The organism is Microbulbifer mixtoriginis (SeqCode), assembly GCF_052466865.1.
Map to the genome: position 1 here is coordinate 3,615,574 of NZ_CP174293.1, position 26,091 is coordinate 3,641,664.

The following is a 26,091-nucleotide window of genomic DNA, read 5'->3' on the forward strand; positions in this document are numbered from 1 at the left end:
AATTATTTTGGGCCTGGCAACTTATCTTCAACAACCGCAGTAAGAGCTTCGATATGATCCTCACGTAAATTTAGCGCGGGAATATAATGGTATTCACTTCCACCCGCTTCGATAAAATTAGCGCGATTCTCTACCGAAATTTCTTCCAATGTCTCTAAACAATCGGCCGAAAATGCTGGGCAAATCACATCAACACTCTTGATACCGCCTTTGCCCCATTCAATCAGAGTTTTATCGGTATAAGGTTGCAACCACTCAGCCTTACCAAAGCGTGACTGAAAAGTAACTTGCCAATGCTCCGGGGAAATTTGTAATTCTTCCGCAAGCAGCCTCGCGGTTTCCTGACAATGGCGTAAATAGGGGTCCCCTTTATCAACATTTGCTTTGGGGATGCCGTGAAAAGAAAGCATTAATTTTTCAGCCTGACCGTGTTTCTGCCAGTGTTCCCTGACAGAGTTGGCGAGAGATTTAATATATAGAGGGTTGTGGTAATAATCACGAACCAGGGAAATATCCGGAATATCACGACTCTTTCGGAAAATTTGCGCCACTTGATCATATATTGCAGCAGTAGTGGTAGCCGAATACTGCGGATATAAAGGGAAAACAACAAAGGACTCATAGCCTTTTGATCGCAAGCTTTCAATAACTTTATCGAGGCGCGGTTCACCATAAGTCATGGCATACTCTACCGCGATATCCCGCCCTTTATCCTTTAAATGCTTTTGCAGTAGCTGTGCTTGATGGCGGGTATAGTAGAGAAGTGGTGAACCTTCAACTTGCGCATCGTCCGCGCTGCAATTCCAGATTTCCGCATAAGCCGGAGCAATTCTCTTGGGGCGAAAAGGTAATATCAAACCGTTTAGTATTGTAAGCCACAGTGGTCGGGGTATTTCCACTACCCTGGGGTCGGAGAGAAAGTCTCGCAAGAAATCTCTTACGGCGGACGGCGTGGGCTGCGCAGGGGTACCCAGATTCATCAAAACTATCGCTGTGGACATACAAAGACCCGTCTGAAATACAATTTTGCCAGGAATAACCTGCCGGCCATCTTAATGATTGGTCAGTCAACTACAAGGTAGGCGCTTGCGAAACTAAAAAGGAAACCATCGGAGAAGATACAAAAAAGCCCCCAAACGGGGGCTTTTTTTAACAATGTTCAGTGCGATCAGCTCAATGCTTCGATGACCTTATCGCGGATCTCATCCATGCTGCCAACTCCCATCACTTTACTGTATTTCGGAGCTGCTTCAGGGGAGCGCACTTCCAACTCTCGGTAGAAGCCAACCAGCGGCGCTGTCTGCTCGTGATAAACCGCCAAACGCTTGCGCACAGTCTCTTCCGTATCATCGCTACGCTGCACCAATGCCTCACCAGTCACATTATCCACACCTTCGCTCTTGGGCGGGTTGTACACAACGTGATAGACGCGGCCTGACCCCTCGTGCACGCGACGCCCAGACAAGCGCTTGACGATTTCTTCATCGTCCACGGCAATTTCCAGCACATGATCGATATGCACATCGGCATCAAGTAATGCTTGCGCTTGGGGAATAGTGCGAGGGAAACCATCGAAAAGGAATCCATTTGCACAATCTGCCTCTGCGATGCGCTCTTTCACCAGGGCAATAATCAGGTCGTCGGAAACCAGTTTGCCGGCCTCCATGATGTCTTTTGCCTGCAAGCCGAGAGGTGTGCCCGCTTTCACCGCTGCGCGAAGCATATCGCCGGTGGAGATCTGCGGAATGCCGAACTTCTCTGTTATGAATTGTGCCTGAGTGCCTTTACCGGCCCCCGGTGCCCCCAAGAGAATAATTCGCATGTTCAGTAAGCCTCCAAAACTATCGACGCACTAAGAGCCGCCGCGCCAAAAGAGCGCTACCTTACACGTCCCCCCCAAATTGGGCAAGATTATGACTGTGGTACCGCCATTACCGCAGAATAAACTGCGGCCAATACGGCTACTTATCTGTCTGAATCCTGTCTTTCTATGTCTTTCGCGCGTTCCCAGAGTCGATCAAGCTCTTGCAGGCTGGCATCTTCTGGCCCACGTCCATCTGTCCTGAGGGCTGCCTCAACAGCGCCAAAACGACGCTCGAACTTACGATTACACTGTCGCAGTGCAGACTCAGGATCAACTTTCAAATGCCTGGCCGCGTTTACACAGGAGAACAACAGGTCGCCGAGCTCCTCCCCAGCATGCTCACGATCACCGGTTGCAATAGCCTCGCGCAATTCGGCTACCTCTTCCTCTATTTTGTCCAGCACACCTGTGATATCTGGCCAATCAAAACCCACCTGTGAGGCACGCTTTTGCAATTTGGCCGCACGCGTCAAAGCGGGTAAGCCCGCGGTAACACCAGCCAGGACTCCGCTCTCACCCTTTGCGTTACGCTCTTCAGCTTTAATGGCTTCCCAGTTTTGCTTTACTTGCGCTTCATCCATTGCAGAGGAGCCATTCTCGCCATAGAGCTCTCCGCTGGGGAATACATGAGGATGGCGTCGCACCAGCTTGCGTACCAGGGTGTCCACAATACGGGAAAAGTCGAAATGCCCCTGCTCACGGCCGAGCTGGGAATAGAAGATCACCTGGAACAATAAGTCCCCAAGCTCTTCATGTAGATGTTCGAAATCTTCAAGCTCAATTGCCTCGGCCACTTCATAGGCCTCTTCAATCGTTGAAGGAACAATACTGGAAAATGTCTGTTTCAGATCCCAGGGGCAACCACCGTTTGGGTTGCGCAACTGGGACATTAGGTGAAGCAAGTCCTCCACCGAGTAATGGTCTTGCATGGGTCCCCCTCAACGCAGCATACGCCGCTTCGCCGATGCGACATTGGGCAGGCGATTAATGCGGTGCAACACGTAACTCAACTCTTCAAAATTATGAATCTCGGCGGTAAGTACCATCTCTACAGTATGCTTATGCTTATTACTGTGTGTCTGCATCGCCGTAATATTGATTTTCTGACTATCGAGCATAGCGGTGACATCGCGCAACAGCCCCAGGCGATCATAGGCTTCGATAACGATTTCCACCGCATAGAGTTCCCTCGGTTTTGCCGCCCAATTAACTTCTAATACTCGCTCAGACTCCTCTGCCTGCATACGCAGCATATTCGTGCAGTCTTTACGATGTATCGATACCCCGCGACCAAGAGTGATGTAACCCATAATTTCATCACCGGGAACAGGGTTACAACAACCCGCAATATGCGTCAGTAAATTACCAACCCCTTCGATATAAACATCGGCTTTGCCCGTCCCCGTGGCCACCGGGGCAGTAAGTGAAGGCACACGCTGCGCATTGTCGACCTTTACCATACGCTGGGCGGTGTTCAGCACCTGCCCCACACCGATATCCCCAGCTCCCACTGCCGCATAGAGATCATCCAACGAGTGCATATTCAGCTTGGCAGCAAGCTGTTCAAAATTAAAATCACTCAGAGCAAGCTGTTTGAACTCACCATCTAAAATACTGCGACCATCGGCAATATTTTGATCTCGGGCCTGCTGCTTAAACCAGTGGATAATCTTGGCCCGCGCCCGCGAGGTTGTTATATAGCCCATACCGGACGAAAGCCAATCGCGACTGGGGGCTTCACGTTTACCAGTGAGAATCTCCACCTGATTGGCAGTTTCCAGTTCGTGGTTTAATGGCACTATGCGGCCATCCACCTTAGCGCCGCGACAGCGATGACCAATCTCGGTGTGGATTTTATAGGCGAAATCCAGCGGTGTGGCTCCGCGAGGCAAATCGACTACATGGCCATCGGGAGTAAAAACATAGATACGGGAGTCCCCTTCCCCGGTCTGAAGATCTTCTTGTAAGGGATTACCACCCACCTCTTCATGCCAGTCGAGCACTTGCCGCAGCCAAGAGATCTTTTGCTCATAGCTATCTTGGCTCTCTGTTTTCAGGTCGGTGCCCTTATACCGCCAGTGAGCACAGACCCCATATTCAGCCTCCTCGTGCATGGCAAAAGTACGGATTTGCACTTCCAGCACCTTGCGTTCGGGGCCGATCACCGCAGTGTGCAGGGAGCGGTAGCCATTCTCCTTCGGAGAGGCAATATAGTCATCAAACTCGTTGGGAATATTGCGCCAGAGGTTATGTACAATCCCCAGCACCGCGTAACAATCCCGCACGGTAGGCACCAGTATGCGTACAGCACGAATATCATAAACCTGAGAAAAGCCGATATTCTTGCGGCGCATCTTGCGCCAAATACTGTAGATATGCTTTGCGCGGCCATAGACATCACCCTCTATATCCGCCCGCGCCAGTTCTGAGCGAAGAAGCTCCAGCACCTCATCGATATATTCTTGTCGCGCCATCCGCTTTTCATCTAAAAGGCGCGCTATCTGTTTGTAGTCTTCAGGCTCAAGGTAACGGAAGGACAAGTCCTCCAACTCCCACTTGATATGCCCTATGCCAAGGCGATGCGCCAGTGGTGCATAGACATCGGCCACCTCGCGAGCGACTCGCTGGCGCTTAGTGGGCTCAGCATTCTTGGCCGCACGAATTGCACAGGTCCGCTCGGCAAGTTTGATCAGCGCAACGCGAACATCATCAACGAGCGCCACCAACATACGGCGGATATTTTCCGAGTGCTCCTCTACCGCACCGCTTTTGCTTTCCTCACCAGTATCGGCACTGCGACTGCGAATCGCCGCCATGCGCAATACCCCGCGAATAAGCTTGGCTACAACCGACCCAAACTCCTCTTCAACGCTTTTAAGCGCGAGGCGCTTCTCTCGTACTGCTCGGTAGATCACTGCAGCCACCAGTGCTTCAGAATCAATTTGCAAGTCCGCCAGGATTTCCGCCATTTCAAGGCCGGTGGCAAAACTGCTGGCACCCTCTGCCCAAATATTTTCCGCGGCAATAGCCTGTTGTTCAGCTTCAGCACTTACTTCTGCTGCACGGCGCAAGGTCACTATGGCAGCCCCATCCAGCCCAGCCAGTTTTTGCACATGGCGCAACCAAGCTTCCAGGTCGTGCTCTCTCTCACCTCCAAAGGAATGATGTTTTCTGACTTGAACCATGTTTTAACCGGGCCGAAACAGGAATTTGTAAGCTTACTAGCATTGCTCAGTGGCTTGCATGATGGCAAAACCAAGCAAAAAGAATAACTTCCCAAATTAGGGACGCTTCTATCATAGGTTTGGTCAGACTAAAGTCCACGATTTTCTTTATGTTTTCAACAAGCTGCGTGAAATTTAGCGATAACTCACCCCAGTGGATATGGCTTGATACTGGAAACTGCAAACGACAATACCAATTGGTCAATCACATTGAGCAGCGAGAATTCTTACCGAGGAGAATGCGATCAAAGGAATGCTTGTCGGGCTGAAAGGCTTTTACAGAGAGGCCCTCTCATTTTCAACATCTCAGCGGTGACACTGAAAAACCGAGAAAACCAGCCTCTATTACAGCCTTTTTAGTGGAAGCCTATTCATTAGCCACATAAAGAGAGCTTTAAGCCCTCACCTGCCGCCCACAGCTAATTAATGGTCTTTGTTTTAATAAAACAATCTACGCACTGACAATCTTAAACTGAGAACACGCTTAAAATCAGAGCGTCAAAAAAAACTAAAAATAAAAGTCGGAGAGAGAAAATATCAAATATACGCAGATAGATTGGCAGGCATATAAAAAATCACACTAAAGTCGGGGGCAACAAAAAATCTGCACACCCGACTGTGCCTTTTTTCCCAGCCTTACTGATTGAACAATCCCGAGGATAAATAGCGATCACCGCGGTCACAGATGATTGCCACAATTATCGCATTCTCCACTTGACTGGAAAGGCGCAGTGCTCCGGCAACCGCTCCGCCGGAAGAAACACCACAGAAGATGCCCTCTTCACGCGCCAGCCTACGTGTCATTTCCTCCGCTTCCCGCTGATCCATATCGATAACGAGATCCACTTCCTCCGGGACAAAAATTTTTGGTAGGTAAGCCTGTGGCCATCGGCGAATTCCGGGAATACTGGAACCATCGGTTGGCTGCAGACCCACAATCTGAACTTCCGGCTTCTGCTCTTTCAGAAAGCGGCCGCAGCCCATTATGGTACCTGTGGTCCCCATAGAAGAGACAAAATGAGTAATTTCCCCAGCGGTCTGCTGCCAAATTTCGGGTCCGGTACCCTCGTAATGGGCCAGAGGGTTATCCGTATTGGCAAACTGATTGAGCACAAGGCCACGACCTTCGGTCTGCATTTGAAGAGCCAGATCCCGAGCACCTTCCATTCCCTCCTCCGCGCTGACCAAAATCAGCTCGGCACCGTATGCTGTCATAGAGGCCTTACGTTCTGCGGTAGCACTGTCCGGCATAATCAGGATCATACGATAACCTTTAATGGCAGCTGCCATTGCCAGTGCGATACCCGTATTGCCGCTGGTAGCTTCTATCAAGGTATCCCCTGGTTTAATCTGCCCTCTTGCCTCGGCGTGGTTGATCATTGATAGAGCCGGGCGATCTTTTACCGAACCGGCCGGATTATTACCTTCCAGCTTGAGCAAAATCGTATTGCTGGTATCACCGGGGAGGCGTTGCAGCTTGATCAGTGGCGTATTACCTACGCAGTCAGCAATCGTTGGGTAATCCATAGTACCTTGAGTCCAGACATATTGCGGCCGCACAGTGTACCCGATGCTCCCTCCCGGGCTAAATACCGACTATTTTGGTGGACTATCTAGTCGAGTTATTACAAATATTCAAAAACCGCCAAGCAGAAAACATTTACCCAGAGCAGCCCGTATAGGAGTGCGCCTCCTCTCGCATAGGGGTAAAATGGGGAAAAAATAATCGCACAAGACCCTTGATTTCTCATGGCCCCAAATAATACCGACCCTTCCATGCCGGCTCCTTCAGAGCTCCGCTCGTTGCGTTCAACTATGTTTCGCTTCACGGTTGCGCCAGCGCTGATTTTGGCCATGACTCTGGCCCTGGTGTTCACACTGCAACAAATGCACGATCGCCGTCAGCTCTTACTCAGCCACGGACGGGCAAGTGCCGAGCAACTGGCCGAGTTAATTGAAATGAGTGGCGGCCACCCTTTTGATCTGCGTATGGAATGGTTACGCAAGAGCCTGTTGGCACTAATGCTGGAAAAGGACATGGTGCGCTCGGTGCATATTTATTCCACTGAGGAAAGTAAAAAAATCTCACTGGATAGATCCACTGGGCTGGGACTTCTGGCCAGTGTGGGCCCACGACCACGCACCCCGCTTACAAACCACCAACTCAATCAACGCGAAGCTTTTATTTTTGAAGATGATGAAACCCTACAGGTATTACAGCCATTAAAGGGGGACATCACCACCTGCTGGATTAGTATCGAACTACACCGGCCCTATTTTCTTGTGGGCACCTACCAAGTATTACTCGTGGGCTTGGTGGGCTTAATTATTTGCACCTTGGCCGCCCTAGCTTGGTCGGTGATTTTATCTGAGCGTTTTGCTCACAGCCTGGTACGTATGGGACAGGTGCTACAAGCCATGGGGCGCGGTGAGTTTGACCGCCGCATTCACGAGATAGAGAACCGCGAACTCGCACAACTGGCCGATCAGATTAACGAGATGGGTGAAAGTCTTGCCAATTACCAGCGGGACTATAAATCCAACATGCTGCAGAGCATGGACGATCTACGTCAGTCTCTCGACAGTATGGAAGAGCAAAATATCGAGTTGGACCTGGCACGCAAAAGGGCCCAGGAGGCGAGCCGTATCAAATCGACCTTCCTTGCCAATACCAGCCATGAAATCCGCACACCATTAAACGGCATTATCGGGTTTACTAATTTATTGCTTAAAACCGAGATCGATGAGCTACAACAGGACTACCTGCAAACCATTCTGCGCTCCTCAGAAAACCTGCTCACCACAATTAACGATATTCTGGATTTTTCTCGAATCGAGTCCGGCAATTTGGTGCTCGACCATATCCCTATGGACCTGGGGCAGCTGCTTGAGGAGACCCTCCAAATCCTTGCCCCTTATGCCTATGAGCATCACCTGGAACTGGTGCCACTGATTGACCCACAATTGCCTGTCACCCTGGTGGGCGATCCTCTACGTACAAAGCAAATATTTACCAACTTGCTCGGTAACGCCGTGCGTAGTTCCGAGAATGGTAATATCCCGGTACGCCTCACTGTACAGAGCAATAAGGACTCTGAACTGGTATTGCGAATCAGTGTTACCGACCTGGGAAATCGCATTGATGAGCCCGGTCGCCGCGAGCTGGAACAAATTCTCAACGCCAAAACACCACAACATTCGCAGCAGATCAGCGCCAACGGGCTCGGAATCTCTATCGCTCGCAGCCTCGTCGAGCGCATGCGCGGTTGCACGGGTATGGAAGTAGCTGCAAATGGTGCCAGCACCTGCTGGGTGGAACTGACCCTGGTACCGGAACGCAACCGCGGCATCCCGCCACGGGTGCTTTTCCCAGACTGCCGCATACTGATTGCCGACCCCAACGAATTGACCCGCTCCCAGGTTGCTCAACTGCTTAAACAGTGGCAGGTTGAACCCATTGAACTTGCCGATACCGATACTCTGCAGCCAGCAATTGAACAAATGTGGCGGCACGATGCGCTGCCAGATGCGGTGATTATCGATACCGCCATCGCCAAGGGAGACTTCGACAGCTTCAGCATGAAGGTACAGTCCCTGGTCGATGCCTATCAATGCCGGGTAATCGTACTCGGTGCCCCAGCAGAGCTGCGCCGCTGCTATGAGCAGCTGCGCACCCGCACCTTAACTTTCCTTGGCAAGCCGGTAACCCGCGAGAACCTGCTTCGCGCACTGAAAAGAGCTGTCCCCCAACAGAGCCAGCCTCGCCCCAGTAATGGTGCCGTACCCGCCCTCCCCTGGCCCGCGCCACCGCGTGTCCTGGCCGTGGATGACCACGCCGCTAACCGGCGCCTGGTCGGCGAGTTACTGCGCGCCCAGGGTGTAGAGGTGGTGATCGCCGCCAGTGGTGAGGAAGCCTTACTACATTGGCAGCAAAGCACTTTCGACCTGGTCTTTATGGATATCCAGATGCCCGGTATGGACGGTATTGAAGTCACCCGCTGCATCCGCGAACGAGAGACCGGCCGCCGCACGCCCATTATTGCACTCACTGCCCATGTGGGAGCCGAGGAGAAGGCGAGGCTACTGTCCGCAGGGCTAGACGACTACCTGAGCAAACCAGTGAGCGAAGCCCAGTTGTCCCATATGATCAAACGCTGGCTAAAAATTATCACTCCACAAGTGGTAGAAAAATTGAGCCCAAACCAGATGCGCCTGGTGGATATCGGCGAGAGCCTAAACCTGGCAAATGGCGATGCAAAACTGGCCAGGGATATGCTGCAAATGCTCGTGGATGGGTTGATAACAGATGAACGGGAGCTGGAGCGACTACAGGGTCTAGGTGACATAAAAGGTATGTTTGAGTTGACCCACCGCATGCACGGCGGCTGCTGTTATTGTGGCGTATCACGCCTACGAGAGGCCACTTGCGTGTTACAGGAGGAGTTACGCATCCAGCAAAATCAGGAAAATCCCCAGCTCGATCGCCGCAAATTGGATAGGGCACTCAGGGAAATTCGCGCCCTGCGAGAATGGGCCTCCGAGCAGGACCTCGACACACTGTTTGGGTTGGAGGTTGCCTGACTCGCAGTGAATTAAGGCCGGGAAGATGCTCCGGCTTAACTGCGAGCTTCAAAAATCACAAACGCCAGGGCTGCATCCTTTTCATCGGAAAGGGAGAGGTGTATCACCTCCACCCCCATCGCCTGAGCCCGCCTCTGCGCTCCACCCCGCAGCAGCACCTGCGGAGCTGCACCCTGGCGCCGACGCACTTCGATATCCTGCCAGGAAACACCTTCTCCAATACCAGTACCTAGAGCTTTACCCACCGCTTCTTTAGCAGCAAAGCGCTTGCACAAATAGGCCGCTCTATTCGCCTCGGCAAGATCGGCAAAATCACAGCGTTCGCCACCACTCAATATACGCTCCACGAAACGATCACCATGGCGGCGCCAAACTGACTCGATACGGCTGTAATTGCAAATGTCGGTACCGATGCTAACAATCATTTCCCGTAAACCTGTTTAAATAACTCACGGCTCTGCAAGGGCTTCTCCCCCAGTAATGTGCGCAACAAAATACGGGTTAAACGCTTTGCCGGGCCCAATACTTCTGCCGGCCACTTACCTGACTCTTTAGCCCGCAGTATCCCCAACAGCTCTGAACCAAAAAACTCCCATTCACGCAGAGCAATAGCACCCTGCCTGTGCACCGGCACAAAGCCCACCTCCAATTCCAACCTGTAGCTGCCTGCCTCACTCACAACACCCTGACTCTGCACACAATAATCCAACGGCGGGCAACTACCCAACTCCGCGAGCAGCTGTAATTCGAAACTGCGCAGTGGTCCTTCCAACTCTGCACTGTCCGTACCGCCCAGATCTGATAGCTCCTGCAGTAGACGCTGATAGGTGGCAAACAGACCTATGTGCGCCTCACCCTCCGGTAGCAAGCGCACCATCAACTCATTGGCGTAGAGCCCGCCATAGACAGCACGCCCCTTAAGCCAGAGTGGAACTCCAACATTCTCCACGGGCCCGAGGGTTTTCAGGGATCCAGCACCGAGCAGAGTAACTAATAGAGGCGTAAAAGGTTGCAGCGCCTGCTGGCGCCGCTGCTTGTCCCTCCGCGCACCGCGGGCAACACAACCAATACGGCCATGGTTTGGAGTGAATAACTCAAGAATCAGGCTGGAGTCGCGATAGGGCCGGGCGTGGAGAATGTACGCCGGCTGCGCCGGCGGTGGTGTCTTCATGGCGGACGAGTCAGGGGAAGAGGGTTACTCGTCACGATAGCCGAGACTGCGTAGGGCACGCTCGTCATCAGACCAGCCGGACTTCACCTTAACCCACAAATTCAGCATTATCTTGCTATCGAACAGGCGCTCCATATCTTCACGAGCCTGACTGCCAATCTGCTTGATACGCTCACCCTTGTTGCCGATGATAATTCGCTTCTGCCCCGATCTCTCCACCAGGATCGCCGCGCTGATATGCAGAATCTTCCCTTCCTGTTTGAACTCCTCAACCTCAACAGTGACTTGGTAGGGCACTTCCGCACCCAGCTGACGCATAATTTTTTCACGCACAATCTCTGCGGCGAGGAAGCGTGAACTGCGATCAGTAACTTGATCCTCTGGGAAGAAGTGTTGCCCCTCTGGCAAATGCTTGAGGATTACCTCTTCTAAGGAATCGAGGTTGACGTTACGCAGTGCCGAGATCGGCACAATTTCAGCCTTAGGGTGCTGTTCCGCCAAAGCCTGCAGCTGAGGCAGCAAATCACTCTTATCCTCCAGCTGATCGACTTTATTGACGGCGATAATCAGCGGACACTTGAGACCGCGCAACTTATCAGCCACCAGCTGATCTCCCTCACTCCAGCGGGTGCGCTCCACGACAAACACCACCACATCTACATCCCGAGCTGCACTGGAAGCCGCACGGTTCATATAGCGGTTGATGGCCTTTTCCTGATCCGAATGCAGGCCGGGTGTGTCCACAAAAATAATCTGATTGGGGCCATCGGTTTTAATACCGAGCATGTTGTGGCGGGTTGTCTGGGGCTTGCGTGAAGTAATCGCCAGCTTCTGGCCCAGCAAATGGTTAAGCAGCGTGGACTTTCCCACATTGGGGCGGCCGACGATCGCTACATAGCCGCAGCGAGAGGGTTGTTCGCTCAAGAAGTTTCTCCGAAAGGGTTGAAGTGCCCAGCGAAACCGGGCTCTGCTCGCCCCCGCACACAGGGGCTATCTGTCCGAGCCGGGCGATAAACCGCTGCGCTCTAATTGTAAGGTTAGTCCTGCCCAGTGAGGCGCTTATAAGCCTCTACCGCGGCAGTTTTCTCTGCGGCGCGGCGACTATTGGCCTCGCCGCGAACCGGCTGGGCCAAACCACTAACCCGGCATTCTACGATAAAGTGCTGGGCGTGCTCAGCACCGGACACATCCACGACTGAATACTCAGGCAGTGGCTTTTTACGGGCCTGGAGCCATTCCTGCAAGCGGGTTTTGGGGTCTTTCACCGTCTCCAGTGACAACTCCTGTAGCCGTGGTGCAAACCATGCCAGCACTCTAGCGCGCGCTGCCTCCAGACCGGCATCAAGGTAGATGGCACCGATGAGGGCCTCCACCGCATCAGCCAAGATAGAGGCACGGCGAAAGCCGCCGCTTTTCATCTCCCCCTCGCCCAGGCGCAAGCAGTCGCCAATATCCAGCTCTCGCGCCAGCTTGGCCAGGGTTTCACCACTGACCAGTTGCGCGCGCAAACGGCTCAGCTGGCCCTCGCGCCCCTGAGGAAATTGCTCATAGAGTGCGGCACCAATAGTAAAGCCGAGAATGGAATCACCGAGAAATTCCAAACGCTCGTTGTTACGGCTGCCGTGGGATCGGTGTGTAAGCGCCAACTCCAAAAGAGTGCTTTGTTCAAATTTGTGGCCAAGGCGCTGGCAGAGGCGCTCCAGTAAAAGGTCAGTCACGTTTGCGGAATTGCTCCAGATCTATCAAAGGATCACAACAAAGCTCAGGCTTGGCCGTATCGAGCTGTTTGTTAAATTTCATCACGACATCCACGTTATAAATCAGCGGCTGGCGCAACTCGTAATTAATACTGACCACAGTACTTTTCGCCCCACGCACCACCTGCAATGCTTTAGTGGGCTCTCCGCGCACATTGTTGATCAGAAAGAAACGGCCCAGCTCTTTCTTTATCTGGCCGGTCGACATATTTTCCAGCTCCGGGTTCTCACCCAGAGTTCTCAGGGCCCCACTCACATAACGCGCATCCACGTAGGCTGGGGCCATTTTAGAAACACAGGTAAGGGCAAAGCCCAACACCGCAATAACCAACAACCAACCCCAGTAACTCATGCCGCGCTGACGCTTTAGTGAAACCCGGATAACACTACTCATTACCTTTGCCCTCAATCCATATCGCCGGCACAACGCCGGCCATTTTCGTCATTGGATAGAGCCTACACGTTTAAAGCTGGGCAAACTGAGCCAGTTGTCCCAGTGCATCCAAATAGCAAAGGCTTTACCCACTACATCACGCTCAGGGACAAAGCCCCATGCACGGCTGTCGAGGCTGTTATCGCGGTTGTCGCCCATCATAAAGTAATGGCCTTCCGGAACTACACCACTAAAGTTACCGTACTGACTGGCAGGGATATTTTTTTGCATTAAATGGCGCTTGCCATAGAGATTTTCCCACAATATTTCCTGTCTCGGATTTACCGGGGGCATCGCCTGAATCAGCTCCTGCGGTGCCAGCTCACCGTTGACATAGAGCACATTGTTTTTCAGCTCAATTTTGTCACCGGGAAGGCCAATAACCCGCTTGATAAAGTAGGTATCATTCATGTGCGGTGGGAAAAACACCATCACGTCGCCGCGCTGAGGCTCGCCGATATCTACTACTTTTTTACGGGAGACCGGCAAGCGCAAGCCGTACTCATACTTATTGACCAGAATAAAATCACCAACCTGAAGGGTTGGGATCATGGAGCCAGAGGGAATCTGGAAAGGCTCGACAATAAAAGAGCGCAACACAAAAACGATTGCCAGGATTGGGAAGAACGACTTTGCGTACTCCACAACCACTGGATCCTCTTGCTTGCCCCCGCCTTCTTTTTTGCGGCGACGGGCAAAGAACAGGCTGTCTACCAGCCAGATACCGCCACTGATAACGACTAACCAGAGCAGAATCAGAGGTAAATTAATATCCATTATGTATCTCTATTTTCCTTGAAGCCAATAGCGGGCCTAGCCACTATTGATCCACCTTCAGCACGGCCAGGAAGGCCTCTTGTGGCACTTCCACTCGACCGAGCTGTTTCATACGGCGCTTACCCGCTTTCTGCTTTTCAAGCAGTTTTTTCTTACGGGTGACATCGCCACCATAACATTTTGCAGTCACATTCTTGCGCAGAGCCTTTACGGTGGTACGGGCCACCACTTGGCCACCAATAGCCGCCTGAATTGCCACATCGAACATCTGCCGGGGAATCAATTCTTTCATTTTTTCCGCCATGGCACGCCCCTTCTGCTGGGCATTCTCACGGTGCACGATCAGCGCCAGGGCATCGACTCGATCCCCGTTAATGAGGATATCCAGACGCACCAGTTTTGCCGCTTCGAAGCGCACAAAGCTGTAATCCAGGGAAGCAAAGCCACGGCTCACCGACTTGAGGCGGTCGAAGAAATCCATCACCACTTCACTCATGGGTAGCTCATAGCGCAGGGATACTTGGGAACCCACGTACTGCATATCTTTCTGAATACCGCGCTTCTCCACGCAGAGAGTAATCACGTTGCCCAGATATTCCTGCGGTACCAGGATATTCACCTCGGCAATAGGCTCACGCATCTCCTCAATGTTACCCACATCCGGCAGGCGCGATGGGTTATCCACCATCACCACTTCGCCGTCGGTCTGCTCAACCTCATACACCACAGTTGGCGCAGTGGTGATCAAGTCGAGATCATACTCGCGCTCCAAACGCTCCTGGATAATCTCCATGTGCAGCATACCGAGGAAGCCGCAGCGGAAACCAAAGCCGAGCGCATCAGAGGTCTCAGGCTCATAGAACAAAGAGGCATCGTTAAGAGAAAGCTTCTCCAGCGCATCGCGGAAGCCTTCGTAATCGTCGGAGCTAACCGGGAACAAACCCGCGTAAACCTGTGGTTTGACCTTCTGGAAGCCCGGCAGCATTTCGATTTCATCGGCACCCTTAGCGTGGGTCAGGGTATCGCCCACTGGCGCGCCATGAATATCCTTGATGCCAGCCACAACAAAACCCACTTCACCGGCACGCAGCACACCAGTTTCTTTGCGCTTGGGGGTAAAGATACCGACGTTATCCACCACATGGGGGCGACCAATCGACTTGGTGACAATCTTGTCTTTGGTTTTCAGGGTGCCCTGTACTACTCGTACCAGGGACACAACGCCCAAATAGCTATCGAACCAGGAGTCGATGATCAGGGCCTGTAGCGGAGCATCCACATCACCCTCGGGTGGTGGAACCTGACGCACCAGATCCTCAAGGACATCCTCTACACCCAGACCGGACTTGGCGCTGCAACGGGTCGCATCGGCAGCATCAATGCCGATGATTTCCTCAATTTCCTCAGCGACTTTATCCGGATCCGCTTGGGGCAGGTCCATCTTGTTTAGTACCGGGATAACCTCCAGGCCCTGCTCAATCGCCGTATAACAGTTGGCCACTGACTGGGCCTCGACACCTTGTGCGGCATCCACTACCAACAACGCCCCTTCACAGGCTGCCAGGGAGCGGGATACCTCGTAGGAGAAGTCCACGTGTCCCGGGGTATCGATAAAGTTCAACTGGTAGGTCTTACCATCCCGCGCTTTGTAGTCGAGCGTTACACTCTGCGCCTTGATGGTAATACCGCGCTCGCGCTCTAACTCCATGCTGTCGAGCACCTGGGCTTCCATTTCGCGGTCTGAGAGCCCACCGCAATCCTGAATAAAGCGGTCCGCCAGGGTAGATTTCCCGTGGTCGATATGGGCAATAATGGAGAAATTGCGGATATGTGAGAGATCTGTGGCCACTGCGGAATAAAAACCCTTGAAAAATCAAATGATTAGCTGACGGAGCTGCCAGCTGTGTGGCGCAAGTCTAACAGAACTCCCGAGCAGAGGTGAGAGGCAGGTGACCCAATGGGCCACCATTTGCCTCTTGTACTTAGCTTTCGATCTTAATTGTGCGGAAAGTTGACTGGCCAGCTCGGAAAAAGCGGATCGGCAACAGCTCATCTTTGGGGAGGTCATCGACCACCGTTTCGTAGTCGCTGATATCAGTCACTTCCTCAAAGCCCAGCTGGGCGATGATATCACCGCTACGCAGACCCGCCTTTGCACCTGGCTTGCCGGGAATAACCTGGCGTACAAGCACGCCAGTATCTACATTCCAGCGCTGCTTCATACCCTCCGGGATTTCCTCGACAACCACACCGAGGGGGCCACCCATTCTGGATGCCGGCTGATTGGACGCCTGGCTGCGCTCTTCATCAGAACCCGGAAGAGAACCGACAACCACTTGTAGCTTTTCGGTTCTGCCCTTGCGCATCAGCTCCACAGGAACCTCGGTGCCGGGGCGAACCTGACCTACTACATGTGGCAGGTCTCCATGTACACCAATCTTGCGGCCATCAAAACGGATAATTACATCTCCAGGTTTAATACCGGCCTCAGCCGCAGGAGTACCTGGGCTCACCTGCTCCACTAGCGCACCAGAAGGTTTACCGAGCCCCATGGCTTCAGCCATATCACGGTCCACATTGCGGATACCAACGCCGAGCCAGCCGCGATCCACACGACCCTTCTCTTTCAACTGGGCAACCACATCCTGGGCCAGACTCGCTGGGATAGCGAAAGACAGGCCTATAGATCCGCCGCTACGGGTATAAATCTGGGAGTTGATCCCCACTACCCGTCCATCGAGATTAAACAACGGCCCACCGGAGTTGCCAGGGTTGATCGCTACATCGGTCTGAATGAATGGCACATAGTTTTCGCGACTTTCATTGGGGATACTGCGCCCCATGGCACTCACGATACCGGCACTGGCGGAGTAGTCGAGGCCGAATGGCGAGCCGATCGCGACCACCCATTCACCTACCTGCAACTCCTCTGAGTCCCCCCAGCGCACTGCCGAAAGGTCATCAGCTTCGATCTTGAGCAGGGCAAGATCCGAGCGCTCATCGGTGCCTATCACCTTCGCCTCGTATTCGCGGCGATCGGTTAGCGTAACTCTCACCTCATCTGCACCATCGACCACATGGTTGTTGGTCACGATATAACCATCTTCAGAAATGATGAAACCTGAGCCCATGCTGGCCACTGGGCGCTGACGACGGCGTGGCTCGATCAGGTGACGGAAAATATCGGGGATTTCCTGCTGATACTGCGGCGAGTTGTTGCCGCGAGCCACCCGGCTGCGATCCACCGTGTTGATCTTAACCACCGCAGGAGAGTTTTCCTCTATCAATTCGGTAAGTTCTGGCAGTCCGCGCGCACTAGCAGCGCCAGAAACCAAGAGACAGAGTACCAAGAGATATTGTGTACAGCGTTTAACCATAGGTTTGTTACCCCTAGTGTTCCCTTCTAATATGAAACCATTGGAATTTGAATCCCTTCCAGGGCATGCCTCGACGGAATGGCTCCGGCCCCTTTAGGGACATTCAGTAACGATTTAGTGGCTGTATAGCCACGAAAGTTCTGCCGCCTAATGTAAATCTGTGTAAAGGCCAGCGATGTCCAAACTGCGCCCACGCCCACAGCGAGGCCAATTCCACCTCCCCAAAGAACTGTACGGATACAGTGCCCTGGGCGCACCACTTTTTTATTTTCCCGCTCAATCCGGCCACAAACCAGGCCTGGTGATGGCCGGCACCCACGGCGATGAAGTCGCAGCAGTGGTAGCACTCTCTTGTGCATTGCGCTCACTGGCGACGAACCAACTCAAACACCATGTGATACTGGCGGTAAATCCCGATGGCTGCCAGTTGGGTACCCGCTGCAATGCAAACGGCGTAGACCTGAACCGCAACTTTGCCACAGAGAACTGGGACGGCGGCGGCAATGTTTACCGCTGGAATAGCACAGCAGATGCCCGCGATGTCCAACTCGGTACCGGCAACAGGCCCGCCTCTGAGAGTGAAACCTCCGCGTTATCCCAGTTGATTACTAAACTGGCGCCCCCTTGGACGGTATCCATCCACGAGCCCCTGGGCTGCGTGGAAGACCCCGACAAAACTGCACTGGGAGCCTGGTTGGCCGAAGGTATGCAGCTGCCACTGGTCGAACAGCTAGGCTACCAAACACCGGGCTCTTTCGGTACCTGGTGCGCCGAGCGCGCCCTGCCCTGTATCACCGTGGAGTTTCCACCAATCTCCGCTGATGCAGCCAGTGAGGAGTACTTAGATATACTTATCGACCTGATTACTTACGACCAATAAACCCTGCCAGCAGTAAAGCGCAGTGGGGGCTCGGCATCTCTCGCCAGCCAGGTGGGGCCATCCAAATCCAGGTAGCGCGCCTTTGACCCCAGAGGCCAAGCCGCACGTATTGCCCGCGAGGTACACAACATACAACCGAGCATCAGCTCAAAACCCTGCGCGGATGCCTCCTTCGCCAGAGCCTCAGCCTCACGAATCCCCCCGGTCTTATCGAGCTTAATATTGACCATCTCATAGCGCCCCTTCAGGCGCGGCAAGTCAGCTCGGGTATGGCAGCTCTCATCGGCACAGATAGGAAGTGGATGGGGAAATGTGGTGAGAAATTCATCGTCGTCCGCAGGCAAGGGTTGCTCCAGCATGGCAACCCCCAACTCGGCCAACTGCTGACAGCGCTCGATCAGAGTGATGCTCTGCCAGGCTTCATTGGCATCAATCACCAACTGGGCACTGGGCGCAGCGGCACGTACGGCCGCCACCCGCTCACAGACCAGATGATCATCCAGCTTGAGCTTTAACACTTGCACTCCATGGGATACCGCATTGTCCGCGGCCATAGCCATGGCCTCCGGGCTGTCGATCACCAAAGTCTGTACGGTAGGCAGGGAATCGGGGCCGGCAAAGGGCACATTATTGTACTTCGCCTCCCAGTCAGCCAGCGCGCAGTCGAGGGCATTGCGCGCGGCGCCAGCGGGCAATCGCGACGCCAAAGCACTTCGCTTCAAACCGGCAGCCAGCTCGGAAAGCAAGGGTTCCAACTGCTGCACAACCGATTCAGGGCTTTCGCCATAGCGGGCATAAGGGGTGCACTCTCCAATACCCACGCGGCCTTCCAGCTTTACCTCTACAACGACGACTTCTGCTTCAGTGCGAGCTCCGCGGGAGATAACAAAGGCCGTGCGCAGGGGCCAGCGCTCTATATAGCAGCGGGCCAACATGGAAAGACTCCGATTAAACCTTGGAGTTATCAGTTTAGGTTCTGTTATGAATGCCCGCTGCTGGGCTCTATGCGCAATAGCACCGGGGTATAAGTGGGATTGGCAGCTTGGCGGCGACTGTACCAACGCACGCCGAGAGCACCGCCCAGTAGGCCCAGTAGCGCACCTATAACGGCGCCAGCCTCAGCGAAAAGATAGTCCCCCAATAGTGCAACAAGCACCAGGGAAACCAGGGGTAACAAATAAACCAGCAGGGTACTGCTGGTAAGGGCACTCTCAGTAATGCCGATTACGGCGGTATCATTCAGGGAAATTTTATCGGCCGGGTAGCCGTTAAGAACTGCTCTCACTCGCGTGGAAGAAGAAAAAAAGTCACCAAGTAGACCAGTGCCGCAGCCAGACTTGGCCTCACAACCATTGCAGGCGCTGCGCTGGATTGTTTCAACCCAGACAGCGTCGGATTCTATGGCGACAATACGGCCGCGCTCTTCAAGCACGGCACTCAGCCTTTTTCAGCAATAGAACTGGCTACTCTGCGCGCCGTGGCATCGGGAATTTCCCCAACGACAGTAACGGTATAAGCGACGCCATCGACTTCCATTCGGTCCATATAGGCCACTGTCGCACCGCGTATGGCTCTGCCTTTAAAATCCTTTAGCTCAGGCCCAAGGCGTTGCACAAACACGGTAAATACGCCTAGCCCATCACTAAAGACCATCATATCGCCATCGGAAAGGGGTTTCACCGATACCACCTTGAAACCTTCCGGCAGCCAGCGCACTTGCCAGCGACTCTGGGAGGATTCGCAGCTAGTACGATTATCAACCCGTCGCGCATTATTGGAGACCGCCGCCAGGGCACCATCCTCTACCGGCGACAAGTCTAGCTGTACAAACTGGTAGCGCTCCAACACTCGGCCCTGAGTGCTCACCAACATAGTTTTAAGGGGCAGGCCGGTTTCCCGGTCTAAGCTGACCACCAGCCCGAGCCGGTAGCGATCCCGCGGCCTGGCCTCGATCACTACGGCATCGCGATCGGCAATACGCTCCTCGCCACGCAAAATAAACTGGTAGGCGCGCTGAACTTGTTGCTGTCCCACCGCATTCCATAGGGTAGCCCGAGCACTGGGCGAAACACCGTAGTCACAATTGCTGCTGCTACCGTGGCTGATCAACTCTCGCGGCTCTCCACTGAGGTAGCGCACACGCTCTACCTGTTCTCCGTCGCGGACCGCGTGTACCACCTGCAGGGTTTCAAGCATGCCGGCGTGCTCAAAGGTGACCAGCCCGCTGTATTCCAGCTCGGCAACCGCCTTGGCAAGCTTGGCCAACCACTGCTCTACCTCATTACCGGCAACCGCTACCGACACAGCACCAGGACTGGTCAGAGCTTCTGCAGAGAGCACTGTGGGGTCAACAGCCGGAGGTTCCGGGTTGGCGGTAGCCAGGGCATCCTGTTCACTGCTCGGGTTTGTCACATCAGCAGCAGAAGCTGCCGCCTGGGTGCTGGCCATATCGAGGTTTACGATACTCGGCGCACTGGGTTGGATAGCATTATCGGTGCTGACTGTCTCCTGGGCGATCGCCAGTGGCGTCAGCAGTGAGATGGCCAGTAAGAGGTTACTGGCCCTGCGAATTCCAATACGGATAAGACTCCCCCTGAAAACGGCTTTCGTCACGCTACATACCAACTTGTTCGCCGTAGGTCGCGCGGGCAAAAGGCACCATGCCCTGGCTGCCGACATGCGCGGCCTGTTCTGAGTGTTGCATCATTACACGGTTCAGATGGCGCATCAGCTCCGGTGTAGGCACCTGCTGAATCACCTGCTGGCCAACCACACCACGCTGCTCGGGTACAAAGCTGGGAGTGGCTGTGCTTACTGAGCGGGTAGATGGTGCCGGCACATAAAAACCGGACGGCTGCGGGGCAGATTGCACTACCGGCTGTGCCGGGCGCTCAACCTCTGCCATCAATTCCACACCCTGACCCTGTACTGGACTCTGCTGTGTATCGGTAATCTGTTGAACCCCAAGAATTGCAGCAAATGCTACAGTGGCCGCTACCGCACCACGTGAAAGCGGACGCCACCAACGGTTATTGATCAACCCATTGACCGCCACGGCACCACCACTCCCCGTTTGCGACAAGGGCTCTTCGAGATCAATTGCCGCAGAGATGTTCGCAGCGAGACTGCTGTTCACAGGGGCAACTTGTTCGCGGCGCATTACACTCGCCGCAAGTTGGTAGCGTGACCAGCGCTCACCCAACTCTTCAGAAGCCGAAGAGGCTTTTAACAGCCGCTGCAACTCCAACTCGCTGACTTCGCCATCCATAAGCGCCGAGAGCGACTCGTTGAGACGTTCCTGATGATTCCCGTGGGACATAGGGGTTAACCCTCTTGTGCAATCATTTATTCGGTGCCCACACGCACCATAGTTGGTATGAGATAAGACCGGGCTCTCGGCGGTTGGTTTCCCCAGTTGGGAAAATTTTCCGCAATTTTAACCCCGGTCACCCAGTGTTTCCGGCTCACCGGCCATCACGGCCTGGACTGTCCGGTCAATAGCTTCCCGTGCACGAAAAATTCTCGAACGTACTGTGCCTACCGGGCATCCCATTACCTCGGCGATCTCCTCATAGCTCAGTCCCTCAAGCTCTCTCAGCGTAACCGCTGAACGCAGATCCTCTGGCAGTGCGCGAATGGCGCGATGCACCGCAGATTCAAGCTGGTCACGAAACATCTGGTTCTCAGGTGTTTCGTTATCCCGCAACAGATCGGCGCCGGAGTAGAACTCGGCATCCTCAAGATCCACATCGGAAGACGGGGGCCTGCGGCTACGGGAAACCAAATGATTTTTAGCGGTATTAATCGCAATCCGGTACATCCATGTGTAAAAAGCGCTGTCGCCACGGAAATTGGCGAGCGCCCTGTAGGCCTTAATAAAAGCCTCCTGAGTGACATCCTGTACCTCACTGTGGTCCTTGATAAATCTGCTGACCACAGCAACAATTTTGTGTTGATACTTGAGTACTAACAGGTCAAAAGCGCGTTTATCTCCCTTTTGAACCCGCTCCACCAGCTCACGGTCACTCGTTGACGCCTGATGCGCTGTCATCCCCAACTCCCATATCCAGCCACACTGCGGGCACCACAACGATTTACTGAGGGGCTGCCGGCGCAGGCGTTTCTTTTACTGTGTTGAAGACACTGACAATAGGACATAAGTTCCACGTCAAATCGACGAATAATCAGGAGGCGCTATACTACGCGACCCTTAAAGATAAATGAAATCTATGAATGCCCCGGTAAACTACGACGTTCTCGTCATCGGCAGCGGCGCCGCTGGCCTCACCCTGGCCCTGCATCTCTCCGCCAAATACCGCGTAGCCTTGCTTTCCAAGCAGCGTCTGCAGGACGGTTCCACCTGGTTCGCCCAGGGGGGCATCGCGGCAGTGTTAGACGATATGGATTCGGTGGAGTCACATATTGCAGACACATTAGACGCGGGTGCCGGACTCTGCCACCCATCGTCTGTCCGCTTCACGGTAGAAGAGAGCACCGCAGCCATTCGCTGGCTGATTGACCAGGGCGTGAGTTTCACCCGCGAGGGCGAGGACTACCACCTGACAAAAGAAGGTGGGCACAGCCATCGCCGTATCATTCACAGCGCCGACGCCACGGGCAAAGCCGTACATAGCACCTTGCTGGTGAAAGTGCTCAACAGCCCCAATATTGACTGCTTTGAACATCACGTCGCCATTGATTTAATACGCCAACCGGACCCCGAGAAAGGGCGTTTTCGCTGTGCTGGCGCCTATGTGCTGAATAAAAATACTGAAGAAGTCGAGCTATTGCAGGCCAAGGCGGTGATCCTCGCCACCGGTGGTGCCAGCAAGGCCTATCTGTATACCAGTAATCCAGATGGTGCCAGCGGCGACGGCATTGCCATGGCTTGGCGCGCCGGCTGCCGGGTGGCTAATATGGAATTCAACCAATTCCACCCCACCTGCCTCTACCACCCCAAGGCTAAAGCCCTGCTGGTTACAGAAGCCCTGCGCGGCGAGGGAGCACAGTTGAAACTGCCCGATGGCGGCCGCTTTATGGAACGCTTTGATAAGCGCGGTGAACTAGCCCCCAGGGACATCGTCGCCCGTGCCATTGACCATGAAATGAAACGCCTTGGTGCCGACTGCCTCTATTTGGATATCTCCCACAAAGATTCCACCTTTGTACGTGAGCACTTCCCCACCGTATATAGCAACTGCCTGAAATACGGCATAGATATCACCAAAGAGCCCATCCCGGTGGTGCCTGCCGCCCACTATACCTGCGGTGGAATTATGGTAGATCAACACGGTTGCACCGACCTGGACCAACTCTATGCCATCGGGGAAACCACTTTTACCGGCCTTCATGGCGCCAATCGCCTAGCTAGTAACTCCCTATTGGAATGCCTGGTATACGCCCGTTCTGCGGCCTTGCACATCGACGAACATCTCGACTCGGTGCAAGCGCCGCGCAAGGCGCCGGAGTGGGACGCCTCGCGAGTTACAGACTCTGATGAAGACGTTGTGATATCCCACAACTGGGATGAGCTGCGGCGCTTTATGTGGGACTACGTGGGAATCGTGCGCACCCGCAAGCGCCTGCTGCGCGCTCAGCACAGAGTAAAACTCCTGCAGCGGGAAATTCGCGAGTTTTATGCCAATTACCGCATCACGAATGATCTAGTGGAACTACGCAATCTGGCCTTGGTTTCCGATTTGATCATCCGCTCGGCTCTGGACCGCCGCGAGAGTCGGGGCCTGCACTACTCTCTCGATTATCCAGATCTCAGAGAGCTGGCCATGGATACGGTGCTGGTACCGGAAAACTACGCCAATCAGAGGCAATTTATCTGAACACAGGGGTATGGGTGGGCAGAGCCCACCCTAGCGCGAATAGCGCAAAGCCACCTGCAATCTGCGCCAGTCGTCCCGATTGAGCGCGTCCCGCGCCAAAACCAAGCAAAGAGAGGCGCCCATCTGATCACGCCCACGGATTACCAGCAACCACTGCCACACTACCAGCTCACCACAAAACTCAAATTCTCGTTCCACTCCACTTTCAGTACGCCAAAACCAGCGGCGGTCTCGGGTTGATAAGATCCCGCTCATCCGCTCCAGACGACGTTTTTCAACAAAGGCATAGAGGCACACAAGCAGCAGTGCCGACCAGAAAAGCCAGGAAGGGAGGTCACTCAACCACAGCAGCAATACCGTCTGCCCTGTGGCAAGCAATAAAAAGAGAAGAAGGAGAGGCGATCGCGCAACCACGCAGCTCAAGCGTGCGCTGCGCTCAAAAATTTGAGACGGCGGTCTACTGCTGTAAACCGGTGTTGTCACGGATGATCTGTACTATGCGCAATAGCTCCGGGTCGGCCGGATCTTCACGGCGCATGAACCAGGCAAATAGATCCTGGTCCTGCTCGTCCATCAGTCGCACATAACGCTGTTGATCTTCGGGCTCCAGGGTCTCGTAGATATTGTCCAGAAACGGCAGCAGCACCAGATCTAACTCCAACATGCCGCGGCGGCTGGCCCAAAACAGGCGGTTGCGATCCATACTTCATTTCCAACCAGATTAAAGTGCGCAGTATACCTGCTAGCTGAGCAAACTTGAAAAGGGGCGCTGTAATCCCCAATTAATGCCACCAAGACAACCGGAGGTGGCAACACTATGGACCAGCAACAGTGGCAGGATTTTCTCAGTAGCGAAGGCGCCATTTGGGAAGGCGGCAGAGCCCACTTCCCCCTTACCAGCAATGATGACCGCCAGGGCTTACATCTTATCGACCTCGGCCCCGTGGGCGCCGTTTCAATAGTAGGCCCCGATAGTCAGAAGTTTCTGCAAGGCCAGCTCACTTGCGACCTTGTAAATCTTCCCGACGGGCACAGCACACTGGGTGCTCACTGCAACCCCAAGGGACGCATGATCAGTGCCTTTAGTGCCCTAAAGCTCTCCCAGAGCGAATTTATACTCCGCCTACCCCGCAGTCTCGCCCCAATCGCCCAGCAGGCGCTGGCGAAGTATGCCGTATTTTTCAAGGCGGAACTCAGCGACACTAGCGATAACTCCCATTGGCTAGGCCTACAGGGAGAGGATGTTGCGGAGCAGGCGGCACAACTACTGGGCTTCGAGGCCCCTTCTCCAGGCCAGGTAGTGACTTTCGATTTCAGTGGCGAGCGCTGTATCGCCCAATCGGTCAATGAGTTCCAATTGGCTCTGCTTAGCCCCAGCGATAAAACACAACAACTCTGGCAAAAACTCTCTCCCCATAGTGAAGCCACAGGTTACGACCAGTGGCAAAAGGGGCAGATCGAAGCCGGCATCCCCCAGGTTGATGCCACCACTTCTGAGATGTTTATCCCACAGATGACTAACCTGCACCTACTTGGCGGTGTGAGCTTTAAAAAGGGATGTTATACCGGCCAGGAAGTTGTCGCCCGCATGCAGTTCCGTGGCGCCGCCAAGCGTCGCCTATACCGTGCAAAATGTGAGGGGGGTGATCTTCCAGCCAGTGGACTGGAAATTTTTGCCGACGGACAACAAAGCATCGGCAATCTGGTTGAAGCCTGCCACAGCGAAGAAGGCATAGAATTGCTCGCCGTACTAACAATCGCCAAAATTGCCGCCGGCGAAACCTTAAAGTTGAAAGATGGCCGCACCCTGGAGATTCAGGATTTACCCTACGATGCTGATGCCGACCCCTTAGCATAAGGGTAATTAACCGGCTGATTCACTTTTGGCAGATAGACCGGTATACAGTTCATACCGGTCTCAGGCGGAAAACACCTTTCCACACGGCCTTTAGTCAATGTTTATAACCATTGCCTCCATAGACCTGATAATCCACTCAGATATTAGGCAAAATACTCACAAAGTGACATTCCCCGTCGCCACTTTCACATTCAGACCATTAATAAACCAGCACCTACCTAATGCGACCAAAAGCTTTTCACTTAAAATAAGGTAATTACTGCTAATCCCATTAAAACACTTTATCTTCTTTCCACTAGTCTTACCCTGCTATATCCCATGTAAATACAGGG

24 protein-coding genes are annotated in these 26,091 nt (G+C 53.8%); 4 read left to right on the forward strand and 20 right to left on the reverse strand.

Features of this window, described 5'->3' with window-relative positions; translation table 11 throughout:
• Window positions 1–2: 2 nt before the first annotated feature.
• The 5 genes from hemH to cysM form a co-directional block, all read right to left on the reverse strand.
• On the reverse strand, window positions 3–1,001 hold the full coding sequence (gene hemH, locus ACJJJA_RS16270; protein ID WP_444902770.1) for a ferrochelatase: 999 nt from the start codon (window positions 999–1,001) through the stop codon (window positions 3–5).
• Window positions 1,002–1,168: 167 nt separating this feature from the next.
• Window positions 1,169–1,822 carry an adenylate kinase gene (adk, locus tag ACJJJA_RS16275; RefSeq protein WP_444902771.1) on the reverse strand — a complete coding sequence of 218 codons (654 nt, stop codon included), beginning with the start codon at window positions 1,820–1,822 and terminating at the stop codon, window positions 1,169–1,171.
• Between the two features lie 143 nt (window positions 1,823–1,965).
• Window positions 1,966–2,793: a nucleoside triphosphate pyrophosphohydrolase gene (gene mazG / locus ACJJJA_RS16280; protein ID WP_444886793.1), complete on the reverse strand. Its 828-nt coding sequence runs from the start codon at window positions 2,791–2,793 to the stop codon at window positions 1,966–1,968.
• 9 nt (window positions 2,794–2,802) lie between these two features.
• A complete protein-coding gene (relA, locus tag ACJJJA_RS16285; protein WP_444902772.1) occupies window positions 2,803–5,049 on the reverse strand; it encodes a GTP diphosphokinase in 2,247 nt (748 codons plus the stop codon).
• Between the two features lie 675 nt (window positions 5,050–5,724).
• Window positions 5,725–6,615 carry a cysteine synthase CysM gene (cysM, locus tag ACJJJA_RS16290; protein WP_444886795.1) on the reverse strand — a complete coding sequence of 297 codons (891 nt, stop codon included), beginning with the start codon at window positions 6,613–6,615 and terminating at the stop codon, window positions 5,725–5,727.
• Window positions 6,616–6,903: 288 nt separating this feature from the next.
• Here cysM and ACJJJA_RS16295 point away from each other — a divergent pair, with 288 nt between their 5' ends.
• Window positions 6,904–9,669 carry a response regulator gene (locus ACJJJA_RS16295; protein WP_444886796.1) on the forward strand — a complete coding sequence of 922 codons (2,766 nt, stop codon included), beginning with the start codon at window positions 6,904–6,906 and terminating at the stop codon, window positions 9,667–9,669.
• 35 nt (window positions 9,670–9,704) lie between these two features.
• On the opposite strand, the gene acpS is transcribed toward ACJJJA_RS16295, so the two are convergent.
• The 8 genes from acpS to ACJJJA_RS16335 form a co-directional block, all read right to left on the reverse strand.
• A complete protein-coding gene (gene acpS / locus ACJJJA_RS16300; RefSeq protein ID WP_252082544.1) occupies window positions 9,705–10,094 on the reverse strand; it encodes a holo-ACP synthase in 390 nt (129 codons plus the stop codon).
• On the reverse strand, window positions 10,091–10,840 hold the full coding sequence (gene recO, locus ACJJJA_RS16305; protein ID WP_444902773.1) for a DNA repair protein RecO: 750 nt from the start codon (window positions 10,838–10,840) through the stop codon (window positions 10,091–10,093). Before recO ends, acpS begins: the two co-directional genes overlap by 4 nt.
• A gap of 24 nt (window positions 10,841–10,864) precedes the next feature.
• Entirely contained in the window at window positions 10,865–11,764 is a 900-nt protein-coding gene (gene era / locus ACJJJA_RS16310; protein ID WP_444884224.1) for a GTPase Era, read from the reverse strand.
• Window positions 11,765–11,877: 113 nt separating this feature from the next.
• A complete protein-coding gene (gene rnc, locus ACJJJA_RS16315) occupies window positions 11,878–12,558 on the reverse strand; it encodes a ribonuclease III (RefSeq protein WP_252082551.1) in 681 nt (226 codons plus the stop codon).
• A complete protein-coding gene (locus tag ACJJJA_RS16320) occupies window positions 12,551–12,991 on the reverse strand; it encodes a DUF4845 domain-containing protein (RefSeq protein WP_444902774.1) in 441 nt (146 codons plus the stop codon). The genes rnc and ACJJJA_RS16320 overlap by 8 nt, the downstream gene beginning before the upstream one ends.
• Window positions 12,992–13,039: 48 nt before the next feature.
• Window positions 13,040–13,807 (reverse strand): signal peptidase I, encoded by a 768-nt coding sequence (gene lepB, locus ACJJJA_RS16325; RefSeq protein WP_252082555.1) that lies wholly within the window; start codon window positions 13,805–13,807, stop codon window positions 13,040–13,042.
• Between the two features lie 43 nt (window positions 13,808–13,850).
• Entirely contained in the window at window positions 13,851–15,656 is a 1,806-nt protein-coding gene (gene lepA, locus ACJJJA_RS16330; protein ID WP_252082557.1) for a translation elongation factor 4, read from the reverse strand.
• Window positions 15,657–15,789: 133 nt separating this feature from the next.
• Complete coding sequence (locus ACJJJA_RS16335; RefSeq protein WP_444884221.1) at window positions 15,790–17,184, reverse strand: Do family serine endopeptidase; 1,395 nt, start codon at window positions 17,182–17,184, stop codon at window positions 15,790–15,792.
• A 175-nt stretch (window positions 17,185–17,359) separates the two neighbouring features.
• Between ACJJJA_RS16335 and mpaA the strand changes: the two genes are divergently transcribed.
• On the forward strand, window positions 17,360–18,064 hold the full coding sequence (gene mpaA, locus ACJJJA_RS16340) for a murein tripeptide amidase MpaA (RefSeq protein ID WP_444902775.1): 705 nt from the start codon (window positions 17,360–17,362) through the stop codon (window positions 18,062–18,064).
• Here mpaA and ycjG read toward each other — a convergent pair.
• From ycjG to rpoE, 5 genes are all read right to left on the reverse strand, one after another.
• Window positions 18,052–18,999, reverse strand: a complete 948-nt coding sequence (gene ycjG / locus ACJJJA_RS16345) for an L-Ala-D/L-Glu epimerase (protein ID WP_444902776.1) — start codon at window positions 18,997–18,999, stop codon at window positions 18,052–18,054. The two genes, mpaA and ycjG, sit on opposite strands and share 13 nt — an antisense overlap.
• Before the next feature lie 44 nt (window positions 19,000–19,043).
• Window positions 19,044–19,496: a SoxR reducing system RseC family protein gene (locus tag ACJJJA_RS16350; protein ID WP_444902777.1), complete on the reverse strand. Its 453-nt coding sequence runs from the start codon at window positions 19,494–19,496 to the stop codon at window positions 19,044–19,046.
• Window positions 19,497–19,501: 5 nt separating this feature from the next.
• Window positions 19,502–20,677, reverse strand: coding sequence for a MucB/RseB family sigma factor regulatory protein (locus ACJJJA_RS16355; protein WP_444902778.1), 1,176 nt, complete (start codon window positions 20,675–20,677; stop codon window positions 19,502–19,504).
• A gap of 1 nt (window position 20,678) precedes the next feature.
• Entirely contained in the window at window positions 20,679–21,383 is a 705-nt protein-coding gene (locus ACJJJA_RS16360; RefSeq protein WP_444902779.1) for a sigma-E factor negative regulatory protein, read from the reverse strand.
• A 117-nt stretch (window positions 21,384–21,500) separates the two neighbouring features.
• On the reverse strand, window positions 21,501–22,115 hold the full coding sequence (gene rpoE / locus ACJJJA_RS16365; protein WP_226647383.1) for an RNA polymerase sigma factor RpoE: 615 nt from the start codon (window positions 22,113–22,115) through the stop codon (window positions 21,501–21,503).
• 178 nt (window positions 22,116–22,293) lie between these two features.
• On the opposite strand from rpoE, the gene nadB reads away from it, so the two are divergent.
• Window positions 22,294–23,901: an L-aspartate oxidase gene (gene nadB / locus ACJJJA_RS16370; protein WP_444902780.1), complete on the forward strand. Its 1,608-nt coding sequence runs from the start codon at window positions 22,294–22,296 to the stop codon at window positions 23,899–23,901.
• A gap of 30 nt (window positions 23,902–23,931) precedes the next feature.
• Here nadB and ACJJJA_RS16375 read toward each other — a convergent pair whose 3' ends face one another.
• Together ACJJJA_RS16375 and ACJJJA_RS16380 are read right to left on the reverse strand one after the other, a co-directional pair.
• A complete protein-coding gene (locus tag ACJJJA_RS16375; RefSeq protein ID WP_444902781.1) occupies window positions 23,932–24,384 on the reverse strand; it encodes a protein YgfX in 453 nt (150 codons plus the stop codon).
• Window positions 24,359–24,604 carry an FAD assembly factor SdhE gene (locus ACJJJA_RS16380; protein WP_252082577.1) on the reverse strand — a complete coding sequence of 82 codons (246 nt, stop codon included), beginning with the start codon at window positions 24,602–24,604 and terminating at the stop codon, window positions 24,359–24,361. The genes ACJJJA_RS16375 and ACJJJA_RS16380 overlap by 26 nt, the downstream gene beginning before the upstream one ends.
• Window positions 24,605–24,718: 114 nt before the next feature.
• Between ACJJJA_RS16380 and ygfZ the strand changes: the two genes are divergently transcribed.
• Window positions 24,719–25,759, forward strand: coding sequence for a CAF17-like 4Fe-4S cluster assembly/insertion protein YgfZ (ygfZ, locus tag ACJJJA_RS16385; RefSeq protein WP_444902782.1), 1,041 nt, complete (start codon window positions 24,719–24,721; stop codon window positions 25,757–25,759).
• Window positions 25,760–26,091: the final 332 nt, after the last annotated feature.

Excerpts from the sequence above, each read along its gene's own strand:
- hemH (WP_444902770.1), bottom strand. The coding sequence starts at position 1,001 with ATGTCCACAGCGATAGTTTTGATGAATCTGGGTACCCCTGCGCAGCCC.
- adk (WP_444902771.1), bottom strand. The coding sequence starts at position 1,822 with ATGCGAATTATTCTCTTGGGGGCACCGGGGGCCGGTAAAGGCACTCAG.
- mazG (WP_444886793.1), bottom strand. The coding sequence starts at position 2,793 with ATGCAAGACCATTACTCGGTGGAGGACTTGCTTCACCTAATGTCCCAG.
- relA (WP_444902772.1), bottom strand. The coding sequence starts at position 5,049 with ATGGTTCAAGTCAGAAAACATCATTCCTTTGGAGGTGAGAGAGAGCAC.
- cysM (WP_444886795.1), bottom strand. The coding sequence starts at position 6,615 with ATGGATTACCCAACGATTGCTGACTGCGTAGGTAATACGCCACTGATC.
- ACJJJA_RS16295 (WP_444886796.1), top strand. The coding sequence starts at position 6,904 with ATGTTTCGCTTCACGGTTGCGCCAGCGCTGATTTTGGCCATGACTCTG.
- acpS (WP_252082544.1), bottom strand. The coding sequence starts at position 10,094 with ATGATTGTTAGCATCGGTACCGACATTTGCAATTACAGCCGTATCGAG.
- recO (WP_444902773.1), bottom strand. The coding sequence starts at position 10,840 with ATGAAGACACCACCGCCGGCGCAGCCGGCGTACATTCTCCACGCCCGG.
- ACJJJA_RS16320 (WP_444902774.1), bottom strand. The coding sequence starts at position 12,991 with ATGAGTAGTGTTATCCGGGTTTCACTAAAGCGTCAGCGCGGCATGAGT.
- lepB (WP_252082555.1), bottom strand. The coding sequence starts at position 13,807 with ATGGATATTAATTTACCTCTGATTCTGCTCTGGTTAGTCGTTATCAGT.
- ACJJJA_RS16335 (WP_444884221.1), bottom strand. The coding sequence starts at position 17,184 with ATGGTTAAACGCTGTACACAATATCTCTTGGTACTCTGTCTCTTGGTT.
- mpaA (WP_444902775.1), top strand. The coding sequence starts at position 17,360 with ATGTCCAAACTGCGCCCACGCCCACAGCGAGGCCAATTCCACCTCCCC.
- ycjG (WP_444902776.1), bottom strand. The coding sequence starts at position 18,999 with ATGTTGGCCCGCTGCTATATAGAGCGCTGGCCCCTGCGCACGGCCTTT.
- ACJJJA_RS16360 (WP_444902779.1), bottom strand. The coding sequence starts at position 21,383 with ATGTCCCACGGGAATCATCAGGAACGTCTCAACGAGTCGCTCTCGGCG.
- rpoE (WP_226647383.1), bottom strand. The coding sequence starts at position 22,115 with ATGACAGCGCATCAGGCGTCAACGAGTGACCGTGAGCTGGTGGAGCGG.
- nadB (WP_444902780.1), top strand. The coding sequence starts at position 22,294 with ATGAATGCCCCGGTAAACTACGACGTTCTCGTCATCGGCAGCGGCGCC.
- ACJJJA_RS16380 (WP_252082577.1), bottom strand. The coding sequence starts at position 24,604 with ATGGATCGCAACCGCCTGTTTTGGGCCAGCCGCCGCGGCATGTTGGAG.
- ygfZ (WP_444902782.1), top strand. The coding sequence starts at position 24,719 with ATGGACCAGCAACAGTGGCAGGATTTTCTCAGTAGCGAAGGCGCCATT.